General features: G+C 43.0%; 12 protein-coding genes. 9 read left to right on the top strand and 3 right to left on the bottom strand.

Going from position 1 to position 15722, the window contains the following annotated elements; all coding sequences use genetic code 11:
• The first annotated feature begins 115 nt into the window (after positions 1-115).
• The 5 genes from IEV61_RS00770 to IEV61_RS00750 all read left to right on the top strand — a co-directional run bounded on the left by IEV61_RS00770 (position 116) and on the right by IEV61_RS00750 (position 7951).
• Entirely contained in the window at positions 116-1579 is a 1464-nt protein-coding gene (locus tag IEV61_RS00770) for a TolC family protein (RefSeq protein WP_188412887.1), read from the top strand.
• Positions 1580-1593: 14 nt separating this feature from the next.
• Entirely contained in the window at positions 1594-2781 is a 1188-nt protein-coding gene (locus tag IEV61_RS00765) for an efflux RND transporter periplasmic adaptor subunit (protein ID WP_188412885.1), read from the top strand.
• Between the two features lie 111 nt (positions 2782-2892).
• Complete coding sequence (locus IEV61_RS00760) at positions 2893-6093, top strand: efflux RND transporter permease subunit (RefSeq protein WP_188412883.1); 3201 nt, start codon at positions 2893-2895, stop codon at positions 6091-6093.
• A 465-nt stretch (positions 6094-6558) separates the two neighbouring features.
• Positions 6559-7152 carry an outer membrane beta-barrel protein gene (locus IEV61_RS00755; RefSeq protein ID WP_188412881.1) on the top strand — a complete coding sequence of 198 codons (594 nt, stop codon included), beginning with the start codon at positions 6559-6561 and terminating at the stop codon, positions 7150-7152.
• A 238-nt stretch (positions 7153-7390) separates the two neighbouring features.
• Positions 7391-7951: an outer membrane beta-barrel protein gene (locus IEV61_RS00750; protein WP_188412879.1), complete on the top strand. Its 561-nt coding sequence runs from the start codon at positions 7391-7393 to the stop codon at positions 7949-7951.
• A gap of 157 nt (positions 7952-8108) precedes the next feature.
• Here IEV61_RS00750 and IEV61_RS00745 read toward each other — a convergent pair whose 3' ends face one another.
• Positions 8109-9302 carry a pyridoxal phosphate-dependent aminotransferase gene (locus tag IEV61_RS00745; protein WP_188412877.1) on the bottom strand — a complete coding sequence of 398 codons (1194 nt, stop codon included), beginning with the start codon at positions 9300-9302 and terminating at the stop codon, positions 8109-8111.
• 51 nt (positions 9303-9353) lie between these two features.
• Between IEV61_RS00745 and IEV61_RS00740 the strand changes: the two genes are divergently transcribed.
• The 4 genes from IEV61_RS00740 to IEV61_RS00725 are packed head-to-tail and all read left to right on the top strand — an operon-like array spanning position 9354 to position 12691.
• Positions 9354-10364 carry a cation diffusion facilitator family transporter gene (locus IEV61_RS00740; RefSeq protein ID WP_188412875.1) on the top strand — a complete coding sequence of 337 codons (1011 nt, stop codon included), beginning with the start codon at positions 9354-9356 and terminating at the stop codon, positions 10362-10364.
• 1 nt (position 10365) lies between these two features.
• Positions 10366-10803: an NUDIX domain-containing protein gene (locus tag IEV61_RS00735; RefSeq protein ID WP_188412873.1), complete on the top strand. Its 438-nt coding sequence runs from the start codon at positions 10366-10368 to the stop codon at positions 10801-10803.
• A complete protein-coding gene (gene bioA / locus IEV61_RS00730) occupies positions 10800-12065 on the top strand; it encodes an adenosylmethionine--8-amino-7-oxononanoate transaminase (protein WP_188412872.1) in 1266 nt (421 codons plus the stop codon). Before IEV61_RS00735 ends, bioA begins: the two co-directional genes overlap by 4 nt.
• Before the next feature lie 8 nt (positions 12066-12073).
• Complete coding sequence (locus IEV61_RS00725; protein WP_188412870.1) at positions 12074-12691, top strand: hypothetical protein; 618 nt, start codon at positions 12074-12076, stop codon at positions 12689-12691.
• 161 nt (positions 12692-12852) lie between these two features.
• Here the strand turns inward: IEV61_RS00725 and IEV61_RS00720 are convergent, their stop codons facing one another.
• Positions 12853-13491: a DUF4412 domain-containing protein gene (locus tag IEV61_RS00720; RefSeq protein WP_188412868.1), complete on the bottom strand. Its 639-nt coding sequence runs from the start codon at positions 13489-13491 to the stop codon at positions 12853-12855.
• 45 nt (positions 13492-13536) lie between these two features.
• Positions 13537-15651 carry a ComEC/Rec2 family competence protein gene (locus IEV61_RS00715; protein ID WP_188412866.1) on the bottom strand — a complete coding sequence of 705 codons (2115 nt, stop codon included), beginning with the start codon at positions 15649-15651 and terminating at the stop codon, positions 13537-13539.
• Between the last annotated feature and the right edge of the window lie 71 nt (positions 15652-15722).

Genomic DNA, 15722 nt, shown 5'->3' with positions numbered 1-15722 from the left:
TTATGGGCTTTGGCTACTTGGGTATAAAAAGTGCAATTTTGCTCCACATCTATTTCTATATACAAAAACTTATGCCTGTCACTTGCGTTCTGTAGGTGCACAGGAATGTTGCTTTATGAAAAATAAATTACTTTATTCTACCATACTGTTTTTATTGGTTATGCCCGCTATGGTTTTTGCACAAAGCAGGCCCGATACAGTTTCAACTACATTAACACTGCAGCAGTGTATTGATTTTGCATTACGTAGCCAGCCCGCTATACGGCAGGCCAACCTTGACGAAAGCATTAACGAGCGCGATATTCGAATAAGCCTGGCCGCGTGGCTTCCTCAAATTAATTCGTCGGGCAGCTATCAGCGCTACCTGCAGCGTACTACCATTGGCGCAGGTACCGGAACAAGCGCAGGCACCGGTACAGGTGGAACGGGAACAGGTACTGGAACTGGCGGGACAGGCACAGGTGGTACTGGAACTGGAACTGGTACAGGTGGTACCGGAACAGGTACAGGAGGCACCACCGGCGGAACACAGCAAGCCAACTTAGCACTGGCCGATAACGTATCATCAATAGGTGTGCAAGCAAGCCAGGTATTATATAATAATGATGTATGGCAGGCTTCAAAGGCGCAGAAGTATTCACGCCAGTATTACAAGCAAAACACGCAGAGTACTAAAATTGATGTGGTAGCCAATGTAAGCAAGGCTTTTTATGATGTATTGCTTTCGCAGCGCCAGCTTGATATTATTAATGAAGACATTGGCCGCCTTCAACGCAATCTTCGCGATGCTAACTCTCGTTATCAGGCCGGTGTTACAGATAAGATAGATGCCAAACAGGCTACCATTGGCTTAAATAATTCATTGGCCAGCCGCAAGCAATTGCAGGAAGCTGTGAACAGCCGCATAGCTTACCTCAAACAGTTGATGGGATATGTGCCGCAAAGGCCATTAGCGCTTACCTATGATTCGTTGCGTTTACAGCGCGAAATTGCTGCCGATACTAATCAGGTACTTAATGTAAATAAGCGCATTGAATATAGCTTACTTCAAACTCAAAAAAGCTTACAGAATATTAATGTGAGTTATTATCGTTACGGTTTCCTGCCCTCGCTGTCTGCGGTAGGTTCTTATAATATGTTATATTTTAATGATAAGTTTTCAAGTCTTTACAGCAACGCCTACCCAACATCTTTTGTGGGTTTAAGTCTTGCACTACCTATATTTCAGGGCGGTAGGCGATTAAATAATTTAAGCAAGGCACGCCTGCAGGTAGAAAGGGTAGACCTCGACCTTGAAAATACACGTAATTCTATTAACACCGAATATGTACAAGCTTTGGCCGGTTATAAAAGCAATTTTAGTAATTACCGGTTCCTGGGTGAGAACGTTGATTTGGCCCGCGATGTATATAAGGTAGTAAGCCTGCAATATAGAGAGGGTATTAAAACATACCTCGACCTTATTGTGGCGCAAACCGACCTGCGTACCGCCGAACTTAATTACTACAATGCACTGTTCCAGGTTTTATCCAGTAAAATTGATTTACAACGGGCGTTGGGCACCCTGCCGGTTCAATAAATATTTAACACATTATGAAAGCAATATATACCCTCTCGGCCTTACCATTAGCTTTATTACTTTGGACGGGTTGTAAGAATAAAGACAACAAGGATGCTGCCTCGGCCGCACCGCCACCAACACCGGTTAGCGTTGCCGAAGCTAAAATTGTAAATGCTACCTATTACGACCAATACCAGGCTAACGTAGTTGCCTTGAGCAGCGTTGAACTGCGTGCGCAGGTAGCCGGTTTTATTACCGGTATCTTCTTTAAAGAAGGTGAAGTAGTGCCTAAGGGTAAGCTGCTTTACGAAATAGACAGGCGTACCTTTGAAGCTGCATTGCAGCAAGCCCGTGCCACTTTAGCCAGTGCACAGGCAAACTTGGTACGTGCGCAAAAAGATGCCGAACGTTATAGCTTCCTGTTAAAGCAGGATGCGGTAGCCCGTCAAACCTATGATCAGGCTGTTGCTACGCTGGCTACTGCACAGGCTCAGGTACAATCGGGTAGGGCAGGGGTAACTACTGCACAAACTAACCTTTCTTATTCACAAATCAGGGCACCTTTTACTGGGCGTATTGGTATATCGCAGGTGCGTTTAGGCGCACAGGTAACGCCAGGTACAACTTTGCTCAATACCATATCGAGCGAAAATCCTATTGGTGCCGATATTACCATTAATGAGCAAACCGTTGACCGCTTTTACGATTTGCAAAAGAACACGACTGATACTACTTTCCGCCTGAAACTAAGCAGCGGTAGCATGTACAATCAGGTGGGCCGAATTTATGCCATTGACCGTGGGGTAAACAGCCTCACCGGTACAGTTAAGGTACGCGTGAAATTTGCCAACCCGCAAGATAGTTTGCGCGATGGTATGAGTGCAGTATTGAATGTGCTTAATAATGAATCGGGCAAGAGAGTGCAAATACCATTTAAAGCTGTTACCGAGCAAATGGGTGAATATTTTGTGTTCTTAGCCCAAGATACTATTGCAAAACAGCAGAAAATAACTTTAGGTCCGCGTATTAACGACCAAGTGGTTGTAATGAAAGGACTTGAACAAGGGCAAAAAGTTATAACAGATGGTTTCCAACGTTTGCGCGATGGTGGTAAAATTACTTTAGGTGCACCACAAGCAACGGCAGGTGCCGGAGGCGCTGGTGCGCAAGGTGGAGGAGCAAACTCGGGTAAAGGCGGTGCCGAAAAACCAAAGCAGTAGCCCCCTCTAATTCTCCCCCGGGAGGGGAGACTTTAAAGTAAATGATATTCCAAAGCCCTCCCTCCCGGGGAGGGTTTGGGAGGGGCTTCCTCGAATAAAATATAAAGAATAATGATCGCAGATGTATTTATAAGACGACCGGTTACGGCCATAGTTATCTCGCTGGTAATTGTGATCGTGGGTATCTTGGCCATAATGAGTTTACCTATTGGGCAGTACCCGGATATTACACCGCCTACTGTACAGGTAACAGGTACCTACACCGGCGCCGATGCCTTAACGGTAGAACAAACGGTAGCCACCCCCGTAGAGGTGCAGGTGAACGGTACTCCCGGCATGACGTACCTTCAAAGTAACAGTACCGGTAATGGTCAAATGAGCATGACGGTTAACTTTGAGGTAGGAACTGATATTAACATTGCTGCGCTTGACGTACAAAACCGTGTAAGTATTGCACAGCCCACTTTACCGCAGGAGGTTCAACGTTTGGGTTTAACGGTTCGTAAGCGTAACCCTAGTATTTTAATGCTGGTTGCCATGTACTCGCCTAAAGGCACGCATGACGTTACCTATATAGATAACTATACCAACGTATTTGTGCGCGATGCCTTGTTACGTACTAAAGGTGTGGGTGACGTATTTACCCGTGCCGATGATTTCAGTATGCGTATTTGGCTGAAGCCTGATAAACTGGCCTCGTACGGTATGACGGCTGCCGATGTAACCGGCGCCCTGCAAGAACAAAACGTGCAGGTTGCCGCAGGTACCGTGGGTGCTCCACCGCAATTAAACGGGCAAACCTTTGAGTACACTGTACTCACCAAGGGCCGTTTAGTTAAGCCAGAAGAATTTGAGAACATTATTGTTCGTACACAGCCTAATACAGGAGCATTGGTACACTTAAAAGATGTAGCCCGTGTACAGTTAGGTAAATTCAATTATACCGGTAACTCCTTTGTTGATGGTAAGCGTGCCTCATATCTACTGGTTTACCAGGCGCCGAACAGTAACTCACTCGAGACCGCCGAAGGCGTTTACGCTACCATGGAAACTTTAAAGAAGACTTTCCCTGCGGATGTAAGCTATGTGGTGCCGTTTGAATCGGTAACAGTGGTAAAGGTATCCGTTGAAGAAGTAATCCATACATTATTAGAAGCCTTAGCGCTGGTCGTAATTGTGGTATTCCTGTTCCTGCAAAGCTGGCGGGCCACTTTAATTCCGGTACTAGCCATCCCGGTATCTATTATAGGTACGTTTATTTTCTTTATACCACTCCACTTTACCATTAACACATTAACGTTGTTCGGTTTCGTACTAGCTATCGGTATTGTGGTGGATGATGCCATTGTGGTGGTTGAGGCTGTACAGCATTACATGGACGAAGAAGACATGTCGCCCCGCGAAGCCACGGAACATGCCATGAAAGATATATCGGCCCCGGTAATAGCCATTGCCTTGATTTTGGCGGCGGTGTTTGTACCGGTAGGCTTTGTTCCGGGTATTGTGGGCAGGCTATACCAACAATTTGCGATTACGATTGCGATCTCGGTACTGATCTCGGCTTTTGTGGCCTTGTCGTTAACGCCTGCATTGTGTACCATCTTACTGAAGCCGCATAAAATTGATGAGAACTCTAAAGGTTGGTTAGATCGCTTTTTCTTTAAATTCAATAATTGGTTTGGGCGCGTAAGTCATCGCTATACCAACGGCGTTGATAAAAGTATTAAAGCCTCAAAGCTGGTTATTATTTTACTGGTATGTGTTATAATAGGGACCATCCTCTTATTTAAAGGTAAACCTTCGGGTTTCTTACCTATTGAAGATGAGGGTCGTATTTATGTGACCTACGATCTGCCCGAAGGTTCATCAACCGAGCGTACTGTAAATATGCTTAACAGGATGATGCATACCTTGGATAGCGTACCGGGCATTGGGCATTACGCAGCTTTAGGTGGTTTGAATGCGGTAAACTTTGCCAGTAAATCTAACAGTGCTACTATATTCGTTCAGTTAAAACCGTGGGACGAACGTAAAGGCGATGGTGAAAATGCAGCCGGTATTGTGGCTACATTACAGCAACGTTTGGCCAAATATAAAGAGGCGAGCGTGGTGGTTATCCAGCCGCCTGCCATTCCGGGTTTAGGTAACACAGCAGGTTTCTCGTTCATTTTGGAAGAGAAACAGGCCGGCGGAGATATAAAGAATTTTGAAAAGACGATGCAGGGCTTCATTGCAGCCTTAGGGAAACGTAAAGAGATTGCCCGTTCGTTCTCCTTCTTTACGGCTCGTACGCCGGCATACCAGTTAACGGTAGACCGCGAGAAAGCCAAACGTTTGGGTATTCAGATATCAGATATCAATAACGCCATACAAACTTATTTGGGTAGTGCCTACATCAACGATTTTACCATTTACGGGCGTAACTTCAGGGTGGTGGCCCAGGCTGACACCGCATACAGAACAAGCATACAAAACCTCGGTCAGTACTTTGTTCGTAACTCAAGCGGTTCAATGGTACCTTTAAGTACCTTAACATCTTACAAGGTAATAGAGAATGCTCCATTGATATCGCACTATAACTTGTTCCGCTCGGCAGAAATTAACGGTAGTCCGGCGCCGGGTTACAGTAGTGGTGATGCTATCACAGCCTTGCAGGAAACAGCTGCACAATACTTACCTGAAGGTTATGGTTACGAGTTTTCGGGCCTAAGCCGCGAGGAGTTGTTGTCAGGTTCAAAAACGGTTTATATTTTCGCTCTGTCCATCGGGTTTGTATTCTTGTTCCTGGCAGCATTATATGAAAGCTGGTCAGTTCCTTTCTCTGTGTTATTAGCGGTACCGTTGGGTGCATTCGGTGCTATATTATTCCTTACCTTTTTACCAAGCTTAAACAATAACGTATATGCTCAAATTGGTTTGATCACGCTCATAGGGCTTTCGGCCAAAAATGCGATCCTTATCGTAGAGTTCGCCAAGGAGCGGGTAGATGCCGGGCATGAACTTGAACAGGCCGTGTTAGAAGCTGTAAGACTGCGTCTACGACCTATTATCATGACCTCATTGGCATTCATATTGGGTGTAGTGCCTTTGTTGTTTGCTGCAGGAGCAGGTGCTGAGGCACGTAAAACTATTGGTTGGACAGTATTTGGCGGTATGTTGGCCGCAACTTCTCTGGCTATATTTATTGTTCCCGTATTATACTATATCATTACCAAGTTTGCTTACGGTAAAAAGCTTGCCGAAATGCAAAAGAACCCGGGTCACAATGCCGCTGTTCCTGATATGAAACAATTACCTCCGCACGAAGAATAGCTATTTAGCTAAATACTATATCATAAGCAAAGCAGCGTCGATTGATACTCTAATTTAAGGTGTATCAGTCGACGCTGCTTTTGCATTTTATGAAAGACTTTTACTGGCGATTACTCTTAGCTTTACTGTCATCACTTGTCCTTGTACAATAACAAATTTGTTGCTGTTCCAAAACAAATACACCTCGTTCATACCTTCTCATCACCCCGTGCGTTATTGTCCTATGATTTTAACATTAAGATGATGATTAGTTAAAATAGAACGAATCAAATACAAAAACAGCATTGAATATCAATCATATGCTTAAAAGGTGTAAAGTGAGCTAATTCTTAAAGTTGCCCGTTTAACCCATGCTTCACTTAGGGTTTGTGCTATAATTAGAAGCAGTGGCAAAGTATTTGTTAAGAGCACTGTGTACAATTTTGTACATGACTTAAGGTAATTCACAAGTTTAAAAAAACAAAAATGAAAAATTTAACAAAAACAATAGCAGCCGCTTCAATTGCAGTTGCATCTTTATTCTCAGCTAACGTAGTTAAAGCTCAATCAGCAACTCCTGCTAATGCCTGGAGATTCGGTATCGGTATTGAAGGTATGGCGCCAACCGGTAATCTGCACAACATTTCTAATGCAGGTTTAGGTGGTACCGCCCGTTTACAATATGGTATCAACAATAACTTAGCCCTTACAATAACTTCAGGTTATTACAACTTCTTCGGAAAAGAAAATACTTATGAAATCCCGAGTGGTACAACCGTAACCCGCGTTACTCAAAAAAATGTTGACTTTGGTATTGTACCAGTTAAAGCTGGTTTAAAAGCTTACATAGGTGATGGTTTTTATGTTGCTGGCGAAGTTGGTGCCGGATTTGAAACTAAAGATGCCTACAGAGGCCGTACAGGAGATTATAACGAGAAAGCTACTAAGCTGATCTTAGCTCCGGGTGTAGGTTACTCATGGAGTAACGTTGACTTGGGCGTACGTTATGAAAACTTCTCAGGTAACAATAACAACTACGGTATGGTTGCAGCACGTTTAGCTTACGGTTTTAAACTGTAATTAAATAAGTATTCAACTATAACAACGGCCATATGCATTAGCATATGGCCGTTGTTTGTTTATAACCATTAGTTAAATACCGATTCAGGCATCAGTTGTTAATATATCCATACTTTATTGATAATATTCTAATTTATAGTTACAATCATAGTATTTTCTTTAATAAAAATAAATATTTTATGTAAATGTTAATTATAACTATTATATTCGTAAGAATTAAAAATTATCACATACGGCAATGAAAAACACTTTACGTATCCTCCTCCTGATCGCGACCGTTTTTAGCGTAAGCACCGTTAAAGCTCAGTTGCTTGGTAATAACGAACGTTATAGCCAGTACGTGTATCACGTCAATGTAGGTGTTGAAGGTTTGTACAATATCAACCCAGGTAGTAAAACCTACAACCCTGGGTTTGGTGTTTCTGCAAAGTTTCAGTATGATATTACCCAAAACTTAGGCTTAACTTTCGGTGTTGGTTACAGTGTATTAACTGCAGATAACAGCCGCGTGTTTGGCACTAACCCTGATCTACGTCCCGACCTTAAAATGGTTCCTGTAAAATTAGGTGCTAAAGCCTACTTCTTGCCGGAGTTTTATTTAGGTGGCGAGGTTGGTTTAGTTTATGCCGACCCGTATATCGACAGTAAATCACAATCACATTTAGGTAAAACGCTTGCTCCATCAATCGGGTACGAAACTAATCACCTCGATGTATCTTTTCGTTACGAAAACATCAGTCATCACAACGCATATGTAAGCTTTATTGCACTACGGGCTGCTTACTCGTTTAACCTCTAAAAGGAGTTTTTATAAAAAGACAACCCTCACAAATTATAATGTAAGCGTTAAAGCAGTTGCTGCTTTAACGCTTTTTTTGTTAATGATGTATTGCAGAGCCATAAAAAAGAAGGCCCGTTCAATTGAACGGGCCTTCTTTTTTAAATATTGGGGTATGTTACTGTAATTGCCCTAATGCATTCTTGATACGTTTAACCGCCTCAATCAATTTATCTTCGGCAGCTGCGTAAGAGATACGGATAGACTTTGGATCGCCAAATGAATCGCCGCCCACAACAGCTACATGAGCCTCTTCTAAAAGGTAGATACTTAATTCGTCAGCATCGTTAATTACCTTGCCATTGAAAGATTTACCGAAAAAGCTGGTTACGTTAGGGAAGAAATAGAAGGCACCTTCAGGCAGGTTTACTTTCAATCCTTCAATATCTTGCAGCAAACCGTAAACAAGGTCGCGGCGTTTTTTAAATTCCGTACGCATTTGCAATACCGAATCTAAACCACCCATATAAGCAGCCGTACCGGCACGCTGGGTAATAGAGCAAGTGCCCGAAGTAATTTGTCCCTGCATTTTATCAAAGGCTGTAGCCAGTTCTTTGCTCGATGCTGTGTAGCCAATGCGCCAGCCGGTCATAGCGTAAGCTTTTGAGAAACCATTGATGATGATCACGCGGTCTTTAATGGCAGAAAACTGAGCAATAGACTCATGGGCATCTACATAATTAATGTGCTCATAAATTTCATCCGATAAAATATATACATGCGGATGACGTTCAAAAACCTCAGCTAAGGCGGCAAGTTCTGCTTTGCTGTACAAGCTACCTGTTGGGTTTGACGGCGACGAGAACATGAACAGCTTAGTATTAGGCGTAATAGCCTCTTCTAATTGTTGAGCCGATATTTTAAAGTTGCTTTCTACCGTGGTATCAATAAATACACTTTTACCTTCGGCTAGTTTTACTACTTCAGAGTAAGATACCCAGTAAGGTGTAGGAATAATAACTTCTTCGCCGGGGTTAACCAAACACAAAACAGCGTTGGCAATGGCCTGCTTGGCACCGGTAGATACCACAATGTCGGTAAAATCGTAATCTAAGTTGTTTTCAGTTTTTAACTTATGAACAATGGCTTTACGCAGTTCAGGGTAACCTGCTACTGGGGTATAGTAGGTAAAGTTATCGTCCATGGCCTGCTTGGCAGCTTGCTTAATGTGCTCAGGGGTATGAAAATCGGGTTCGCCAAAGCTTAGGCTAATCACATCAACACCTTTTGCGGCCAGCTCGCGGCCCATTTTTGCCATTTTAATGGTCTGAGATTCAGAAAGATTGTTAATCCTGTTACTGAGTGCGTTCATAGTTAAAAACTGATTTGTGGCAAATATAGAAAATTACTTTACCCGTATTTAATGAGCTTATCATTAAATTTGCCCAGAAATACTACTGTGAACGAAAAACGGAATATTATAATTGTAGCGCTGGTGGTGAGTGTGGTGTTGATGCTGGCAAAGTTCAGCGCCTACTTTATAACTTCATCAAACTTTGTGCTTACCGATGCTGCCGAAAGCATTGTAAACGTGGTGGCCAGTTCATTCGCGCTATTCAGCATTTACATAGCCTCGCAGCCGCGCGATGAAAACCATCCTTACGGGCATGGTAAAATTGAATTCTTCTCCGTTTTTTTGGAAGGTGCACTCATTTCAATAGCCGGGATCGGTATCTTGTTTAAAGCCGGATATAGTTTGATCAATCCGCAACCCGTACATGATTTGCTGGTGGGTGCTATTATTATAGGGGTAACCGGCGCCATTAACGGCGGCTTGGGTTACTACATGATAAATAAGGGGAAAACGCTTAAATCTTTAACACTTGATGCCGACGGGCGCCACTTACTGACCGATATGGTAACCAGTGGCGGATTGGTAGTGGGTTTATTGCTCATTTACTTTACCCATTATTTATGGCTGGATAGCGTATTGTCTATCCTAGTAGGCATTTATATATGCTACAGCGGCTATCGGCTGGTGCGTAAATCGGTTGCCGGTTTAATGGACGAGACAGACTTTGCCGTAGTAGAGCACATTATTGAAGTGCTTAACGATCAGCGCAAGCCTGAGTGGATAGATATACATAACCTTCGTGCTCAAAAGTATGGTCATGAGCTACACCTGGATTGCCATATGACGCTGCCAAACTATTTTGATTTGAATAGGGTGCATCAGGAAGTAACACTGGTAGACAAATTGATCAATGAAAAGGCAGGTGTGCCAACTGAACTGTTTATACATACCGACCCATGCCTGCCCGAGTGTTGCCATTATTGCAGCATGCCCAACTGCCCTATACGGTCGGAGCCCAAGCGGGTGGATATAGAGTGGACCATGGAAAACATTATCCGGAACAAAAAACATTACGAATAATATGTATTTCAACGTACGTGTTTATGGCTTGCTCATTAATGAGCATAATCAGATCTTGCTGGCCGACGAAGAAATAAAAGGTCACCAATTTACCAAGTTTCCGGGCGGAGGTCTGGAGTTTGGCGAGGGTTTGAAAGATGCCTTGAAGCGAGAGTTTATAGAAGAGTGCTACACGGAGGTAGAAGTATTGGAGCATTTTTATACTACTGATTTTTTTGTGAAGTCAGCTTTTAACGATTCGCAGATCATCAGTATATATTACAAGGTTAAGCCTCTCACTGAGCTAAACATCGCTGTAAAAACATCGCTGTTCGACTTTTCTAATACAACTGACGAATTGCTGGCTTTTCGCTGGAAAAGCCTCGATGAACTGCAGCCCGAAGATGTAACCTTCCCGATAGACCAGTACGTGATAGAATTATTGAAGAAACAGGCATGACATTAAGTGAACGCGATTTAAAAGTAATATGGCACCCATATACCCAAATGCAAACCGCAGCCGCACCTGTGGGCATTGTAAGGGGCGAGGGAGCCTGTGTATACGACGAGGATGGCAAGTGTTATATTGATGCCATATCATCGTGGTGGGTGAATATACATGGGCACGCACACCCGTACATAGCTGCCAAGGTTGCCGAGCAGTTAAAAACCTTAGAGCACGTAATATTTGCTGGTTTTACACACGAGCCGGCTGTTGAACTGGCCGAACGGTTATTGGCCCTGCTACCTTCAAATCAGGCCAAAGTGTTTTATTCTGATAATGGTTCAACGGCGGTAGAGGTAGCCCTTAAAATGTGCCTGCAATACTGGTACAATAAGGGTGAACAACGCACCAAGATATTAGCTTTCAAAAACGCTTATCACGGCGATACCTTTGGCGCTATGGCGGTAAGTGGCAGAAGCGCTTTTACCAATGCCTTCGAAAAGTTGTTGTTCGATGTAGAATTTATTGACTTACCTACGGCAGACAACATTTCTGAACTCCGCTCCAAGATCTCCGCACTTAGCTCCCAATTAGCTTGTTTCATAGTAGAACCGCTGGTACAGGGATCGGCAGGGATGATCATGTATGAGGCCGCTTACCTGGATGATTTGATGCAGCACTGCCGCGAGGAGGGAATTTTTACCATAGCCGATGAGGTATTCACCGGTTTTGGCCGCACGGGTAAAAACTTTGCCAGTGATCATTTGCAGCATCAGCCGGATATTATGTGTTTTTCCAAAGGCTTGACCGGTGGAACCATGGCCTTGGGTGTTACCACTTGCACGCAATATATTTATGATGCTTTTCTATCAGATGATAGGTTAAAAACCTTGTTTCACGGGCATTCGTTTACAGCTAACCCTATTGCCTGCGCCGCCGCCCTCGCGAGTATGGATCTGTTTACTCAACCTGAAACGGTACAAAACATACAGCGAATTGTTGACCATCACCGAGAGTTTGCAATGAAACTTCAAGGACATCCACGTATAAAAGAAGTTAGGCAAACCGGAACCATTATAGCTATTGAGTGGGAGACAGGAAACGATACCTCGTATTTCAGTAACCTGCGTGATAGCCTGTATCAATACTTTTTAAGTGCGGGCATTATATTGAGGCCTTTAGGTAACATCGTTTACATTTTACCCCCGTATTGCATAACCAATGAGCAACTCGGTTATATTTACAGCACCATTCAGCAAGCGCTGGACACTATATAATACGCCTTATGGAACTTAAAAATTTATTCTCTACTATAGTCAGTAATGAAGAGTTGCACGCCCGCTGGCTAAATACGCTCTCGCTGATGGAAAATACAGGTGCCCGTAAAATATCGGCCAGCGAAGATCCGGCTACCGTGACTTACATTATCTTGAAACATGCGGCAGAAGAGCATCGTCATGCCTTTTATCTTAAAAAGCAGATAGAGAAGATAGAAGGAGCTATTTTACCTACTTATGCACCTGCCTATTTATTAGCTGCTACCCACAGCAAGCGGTATTTAAACCAGTTAGATATTGATGTTTGCCGCTATCTGAAAACCGAAAGGAATTTGACCGGTAAAGAACTGCGCTTTGCCGCTTACCTGCTGGTAACTTATGCTATTGAAGTACGGGCCGATGAACTTTACCCGGTTTACCAGGAAGTACTCACCGAAGCTAATAGCAAGGTGAATGTGAAGTCTATTATTTTAGAAGAGGAGGGGCACCTTGAAGAAATGATTAACCAACTGCAACACTTCTCGGCCGACTGGCAATTACACGCCGACAAAGCCGTAGCCATTGAAACCCGTTTGTTTGAGAACTGGGTAAGTAAGGTGCAGGCAGAGATTGAAACGGCTGCGTAAGCGAACACTATCAAGAAGCTAAATGCGAACTTGTCAGTCTGAGCTTATCGAAGAATATGCGCTTTGAAAAGTATTCGACAAGCTCAGGCTGACACAAGGTAAAACAGAAAAGGTCTTATCCATATGGATAAGACCTTTTCTGTTTATGTAAGAAGCAGTAACTATCTGCCGCCGCTCATAGCGCTTAATTCTGTCAAGGTCATTTTATCGTAACCGGCTGGGATACCAAATGTACCTGCAGGCACTTTAACATCTGAAATAGCTTTTAAGGTGTTAGTTACATTGCGGCCCATTTGGCTAATGGTAAATTGTACGGGGAAACCACCAACTTTAGCATATAATGTACTAAAAGCACTGGCAGGTGCGCTAATATCTGTAGTTACCCAGGCATCAAAAGAAGTGTTGCTTTTGGTATCTTTAGCTACTACTTTTTTGCAATTGAAACCTGCTATTTGCTTGGTTTCAGTAGTTGGCGTAAAAGTAAAGCTTGGCATTTTTGATAAGGCATCTTCTAACTCACCCGGAGTAGCAATGGCTGCTTTTTTCATGTTAGCTACCGGTACGTCTACCAAAACGGCTAAGTAATCTTCTTTAAAGCTTAACACTTTAATATTGGCAGGGCCTTGTTGCATAACAGTTACCGAAGAATCGCCTTTAAACATAACTTTAGCTTCAACAGATTGACCGTTTACACTGGCTTCGTAAGTGGCGGTTCCTTCTGTGTACTTTTTTTGTGCGCTGGCTGTTAAGGCAGTTGCGGTTAGGGCAAGGCCCATGGCAGCAGTAAATAGTTTATTCATGATTTTAAGTATGTACGGTGATTTTAATTTAAAGTTATTGATTTATTATTTAGATACAAGGATAAATGATTTGTTACGCTTTAATATATTTATTTTCAAATGCAGGCTATCGGCCTCATAATCAATATTATTAATGCGTTGGTTTGAATTGTTGGCATCAACTACAAGGTGTTTAACAGCATAATTCTTTAATATAAAGGCAAGTTTACTATGCGGATTGTGTGTGAAAAAAAGATAATCAACCTGTATTTTTTGAGGTAAGACAATGTTTTGCAGCGATGGATTAAACAGTACAACACTTTTATCTAAAAACCGGATCAGATTAAGCTGTTTCTTAAAATAAGATGTTTGTAAGTTTTGCTGCGGATTACAGATGATAACACTATCGGCACTCAAACTATCTAGGCAGGGCTGTATGCTGTATTTATAATTTTTGTCAGCAGGCAGTAGATCTGTTACTACTACGGCCCGGTGCCCTGTTTGGAACAGGACGGCCGAGTTTTTCCTAACGTTAAAGAATACTGTATGGTTGGTTGATTGCTGACCAATAGCTTTCCAACTCAGGCTACAACAAAGCACTAACACAAATGCCAGCGTTAAATGCAATTGCCATGCTTTTTTGTAGGCGAGGAAATAAACCGCAGCTATGATAATGAGATAGAGTAAAAGGTGTTCCGTAGTACTGATCCAGATTTTGCTGATGCTGGCATAAGGTAAATGCTCAATAAATACCAGCGCTTTATTCATCAGTAGAATAAGATGTTCTAAAACATACGCTAATAACTTACTTAGTGGAGCCAAGGTTGTGACAAGAGTACTCAACAGGAAGGTCATGCCAACAATTACAATAACTTCGGCAGGCACAATGATGAGCAAGTTGCTTACCAAAAAGTAAACCGGGAACTGGTGGAAATAGTAAGCACTAAGCGGAAAAGTGATGAGTTGTGCCGCTATGGATAACGAACAAAGTTTCCACAACTTATCGGCCCATTTATTTTTAAACTCAAATTGCTCATATAGAATAGGCTGTAAAGCTATCAACCCAAATACGGCCAGGTAAGAAAGTTGAAAACCAACATCGGTTATGAGTAGCGGATTATACAGCAGCAGTGCAAACGCCGAAACTGCCAGCACATTTAAATAATGTACCGGCCTGCCACTGGCTTTACTAATGATCACCATACTCAGCATCACCGCCGCCCGGCATACCGCGGGCGAAAGCCCTGTTAATATTGCATACGCCCAGATCAATAGCAGCGATAACACTGCATTAAGTATACGTCCATTGCGATTTCGTCTTAAAGGTTTGAGCATCCATGCCATCACGACGAACAAAATGGCCACATGCGCACCCGAAACCGACAGCACGTGTATGGTGCCAGTTTTAGAATAAGCCTGTAAAATGTCGCTGCTTAAATCGGCCTTGTAACCCAGTAGCAGGGTAGAGGCAATGGCTGCAGCCTCGGTATTGGTAATGTATAGTTTAATAGCATCAACCATGCGTTGCCTTAAGGTAAGCGACCATGCAATAATAGGGTTACCTTCATTACTCCGCATCAACCTAACTTCTTGCCGGTTTAAAAAGCTTTGGTGGTAAATGTTTTGGTGCGCCAGGTATTTTTTATAGTTAAACTCGGCAGGGTTAAAAGGGATATCGACCGGTTTGTATGTTGCAGGAACGAGCAGCAGGTCGCCGTAAGAAACGGCGTGGCTGTTGCTATCGGTTACCAGTGTAATTAACAACTTGCCCGAAGCTCCCTCGTTCAGCTTCGGCTTAACCGCATAGTTTACCTGCGCTGTAAATCGAGTATAAATTCCTTTCTGTGTTGGTTCGGTAATTACTTTAACAATGAGGTAGTCGGCTTTAAGTTTTGAAAAATGATCGGCGTTTGGCAGTTCGTTGTTCAATTGGGCGCATAACCAGCCACTGCAAAGCAGGATGATGTGCATCAGCGCACCGCCAAGCCAGGAATAGCGCTGAACGTTGAATTTATTGTAGCAGATGTTTAAGACAATAAAGCTAACCCCCGCAATAAGAAACAGAAATGAAATATAGGTGGATAGTCCGGCTTCGGCTAGGTGCAAATTTAATACAACGCCTGCTATGAAAGGCATGAGCCAAAACAGGAAAGGTATTTCGCCTTTATGGGCACGAAGCATAAGGTTTGTTTAATATTCAGGCTAATTTCTCGTCCGTTATGTCGAAGCAAGTTTGGCGTGACGGATATTAG

This window comes from Mucilaginibacter galii, from assembly GCF_014635825.1.
Classification (GTDB): Bacteria; Bacteroidota; Bacteroidia; order Sphingobacteriales; family Sphingobacteriaceae; genus Mucilaginibacter; species Mucilaginibacter galii.
This window is presented reverse-complemented; position numbering and strand designations above follow the sequence as displayed.

Bases quoted from the DNA above. Each gene is read 5' to 3' on its own strand.
- IEV61_RS00770 (WP_188412887.1), top strand. From the start codon at position 116: ATGAAAAATAAATTACTTTATTCTACCATACTGTTTTTATTGGTTATG.
- IEV61_RS00765 (WP_188412885.1), top strand. From the start codon at position 1,594: ATGAAAGCAATATATACCCTCTCGGCCTTACCATTAGCTTTATTACTT.
- IEV61_RS00760 (WP_188412883.1), top strand. From the start codon at position 2,893: ATGATCGCAGATGTATTTATAAGACGACCGGTTACGGCCATAGTTATC.
- IEV61_RS00755 (WP_188412881.1), top strand. From the start codon at position 6,559: ATGAAAAATTTAACAAAAACAATAGCAGCCGCTTCAATTGCAGTTGCA.
- IEV61_RS00750 (WP_188412879.1), top strand. From the start codon at position 7,391: ATGAAAAACACTTTACGTATCCTCCTCCTGATCGCGACCGTTTTTAGC.
- IEV61_RS00745 (WP_188412877.1), bottom strand. From the start codon at position 9,302: ATGAACGCACTCAGTAACAGGATTAACAATCTTTCTGAATCTCAGACC.
- IEV61_RS00740 (WP_188412875.1), top strand. From the start codon at position 9,354: ATGAGCTTATCATTAAATTTGCCCAGAAATACTACTGTGAACGAAAAA.
- IEV61_RS00735 (WP_188412873.1), top strand. From the start codon at position 10,366: ATGTATTTCAACGTACGTGTTTATGGCTTGCTCATTAATGAGCATAAT.
- bioA (WP_188412872.1), top strand. From the start codon at position 10,800: ATGACATTAAGTGAACGCGATTTAAAAGTAATATGGCACCCATATACC.
- IEV61_RS00725 (WP_188412870.1), top strand. From the start codon at position 12,074: ATGGAACTTAAAAATTTATTCTCTACTATAGTCAGTAATGAAGAGTTG.
- IEV61_RS00720 (WP_188412868.1), bottom strand. From the start codon at position 13,491: ATGAATAAACTATTTACTGCTGCCATGGGCCTTGCCCTAACCGCAACT.
- IEV61_RS00715 (WP_188412866.1), bottom strand. From the start codon at position 15,651: ATGCTTCGTGCCCATAAAGGCGAAATACCTTTCCTGTTTTGGCTCATG.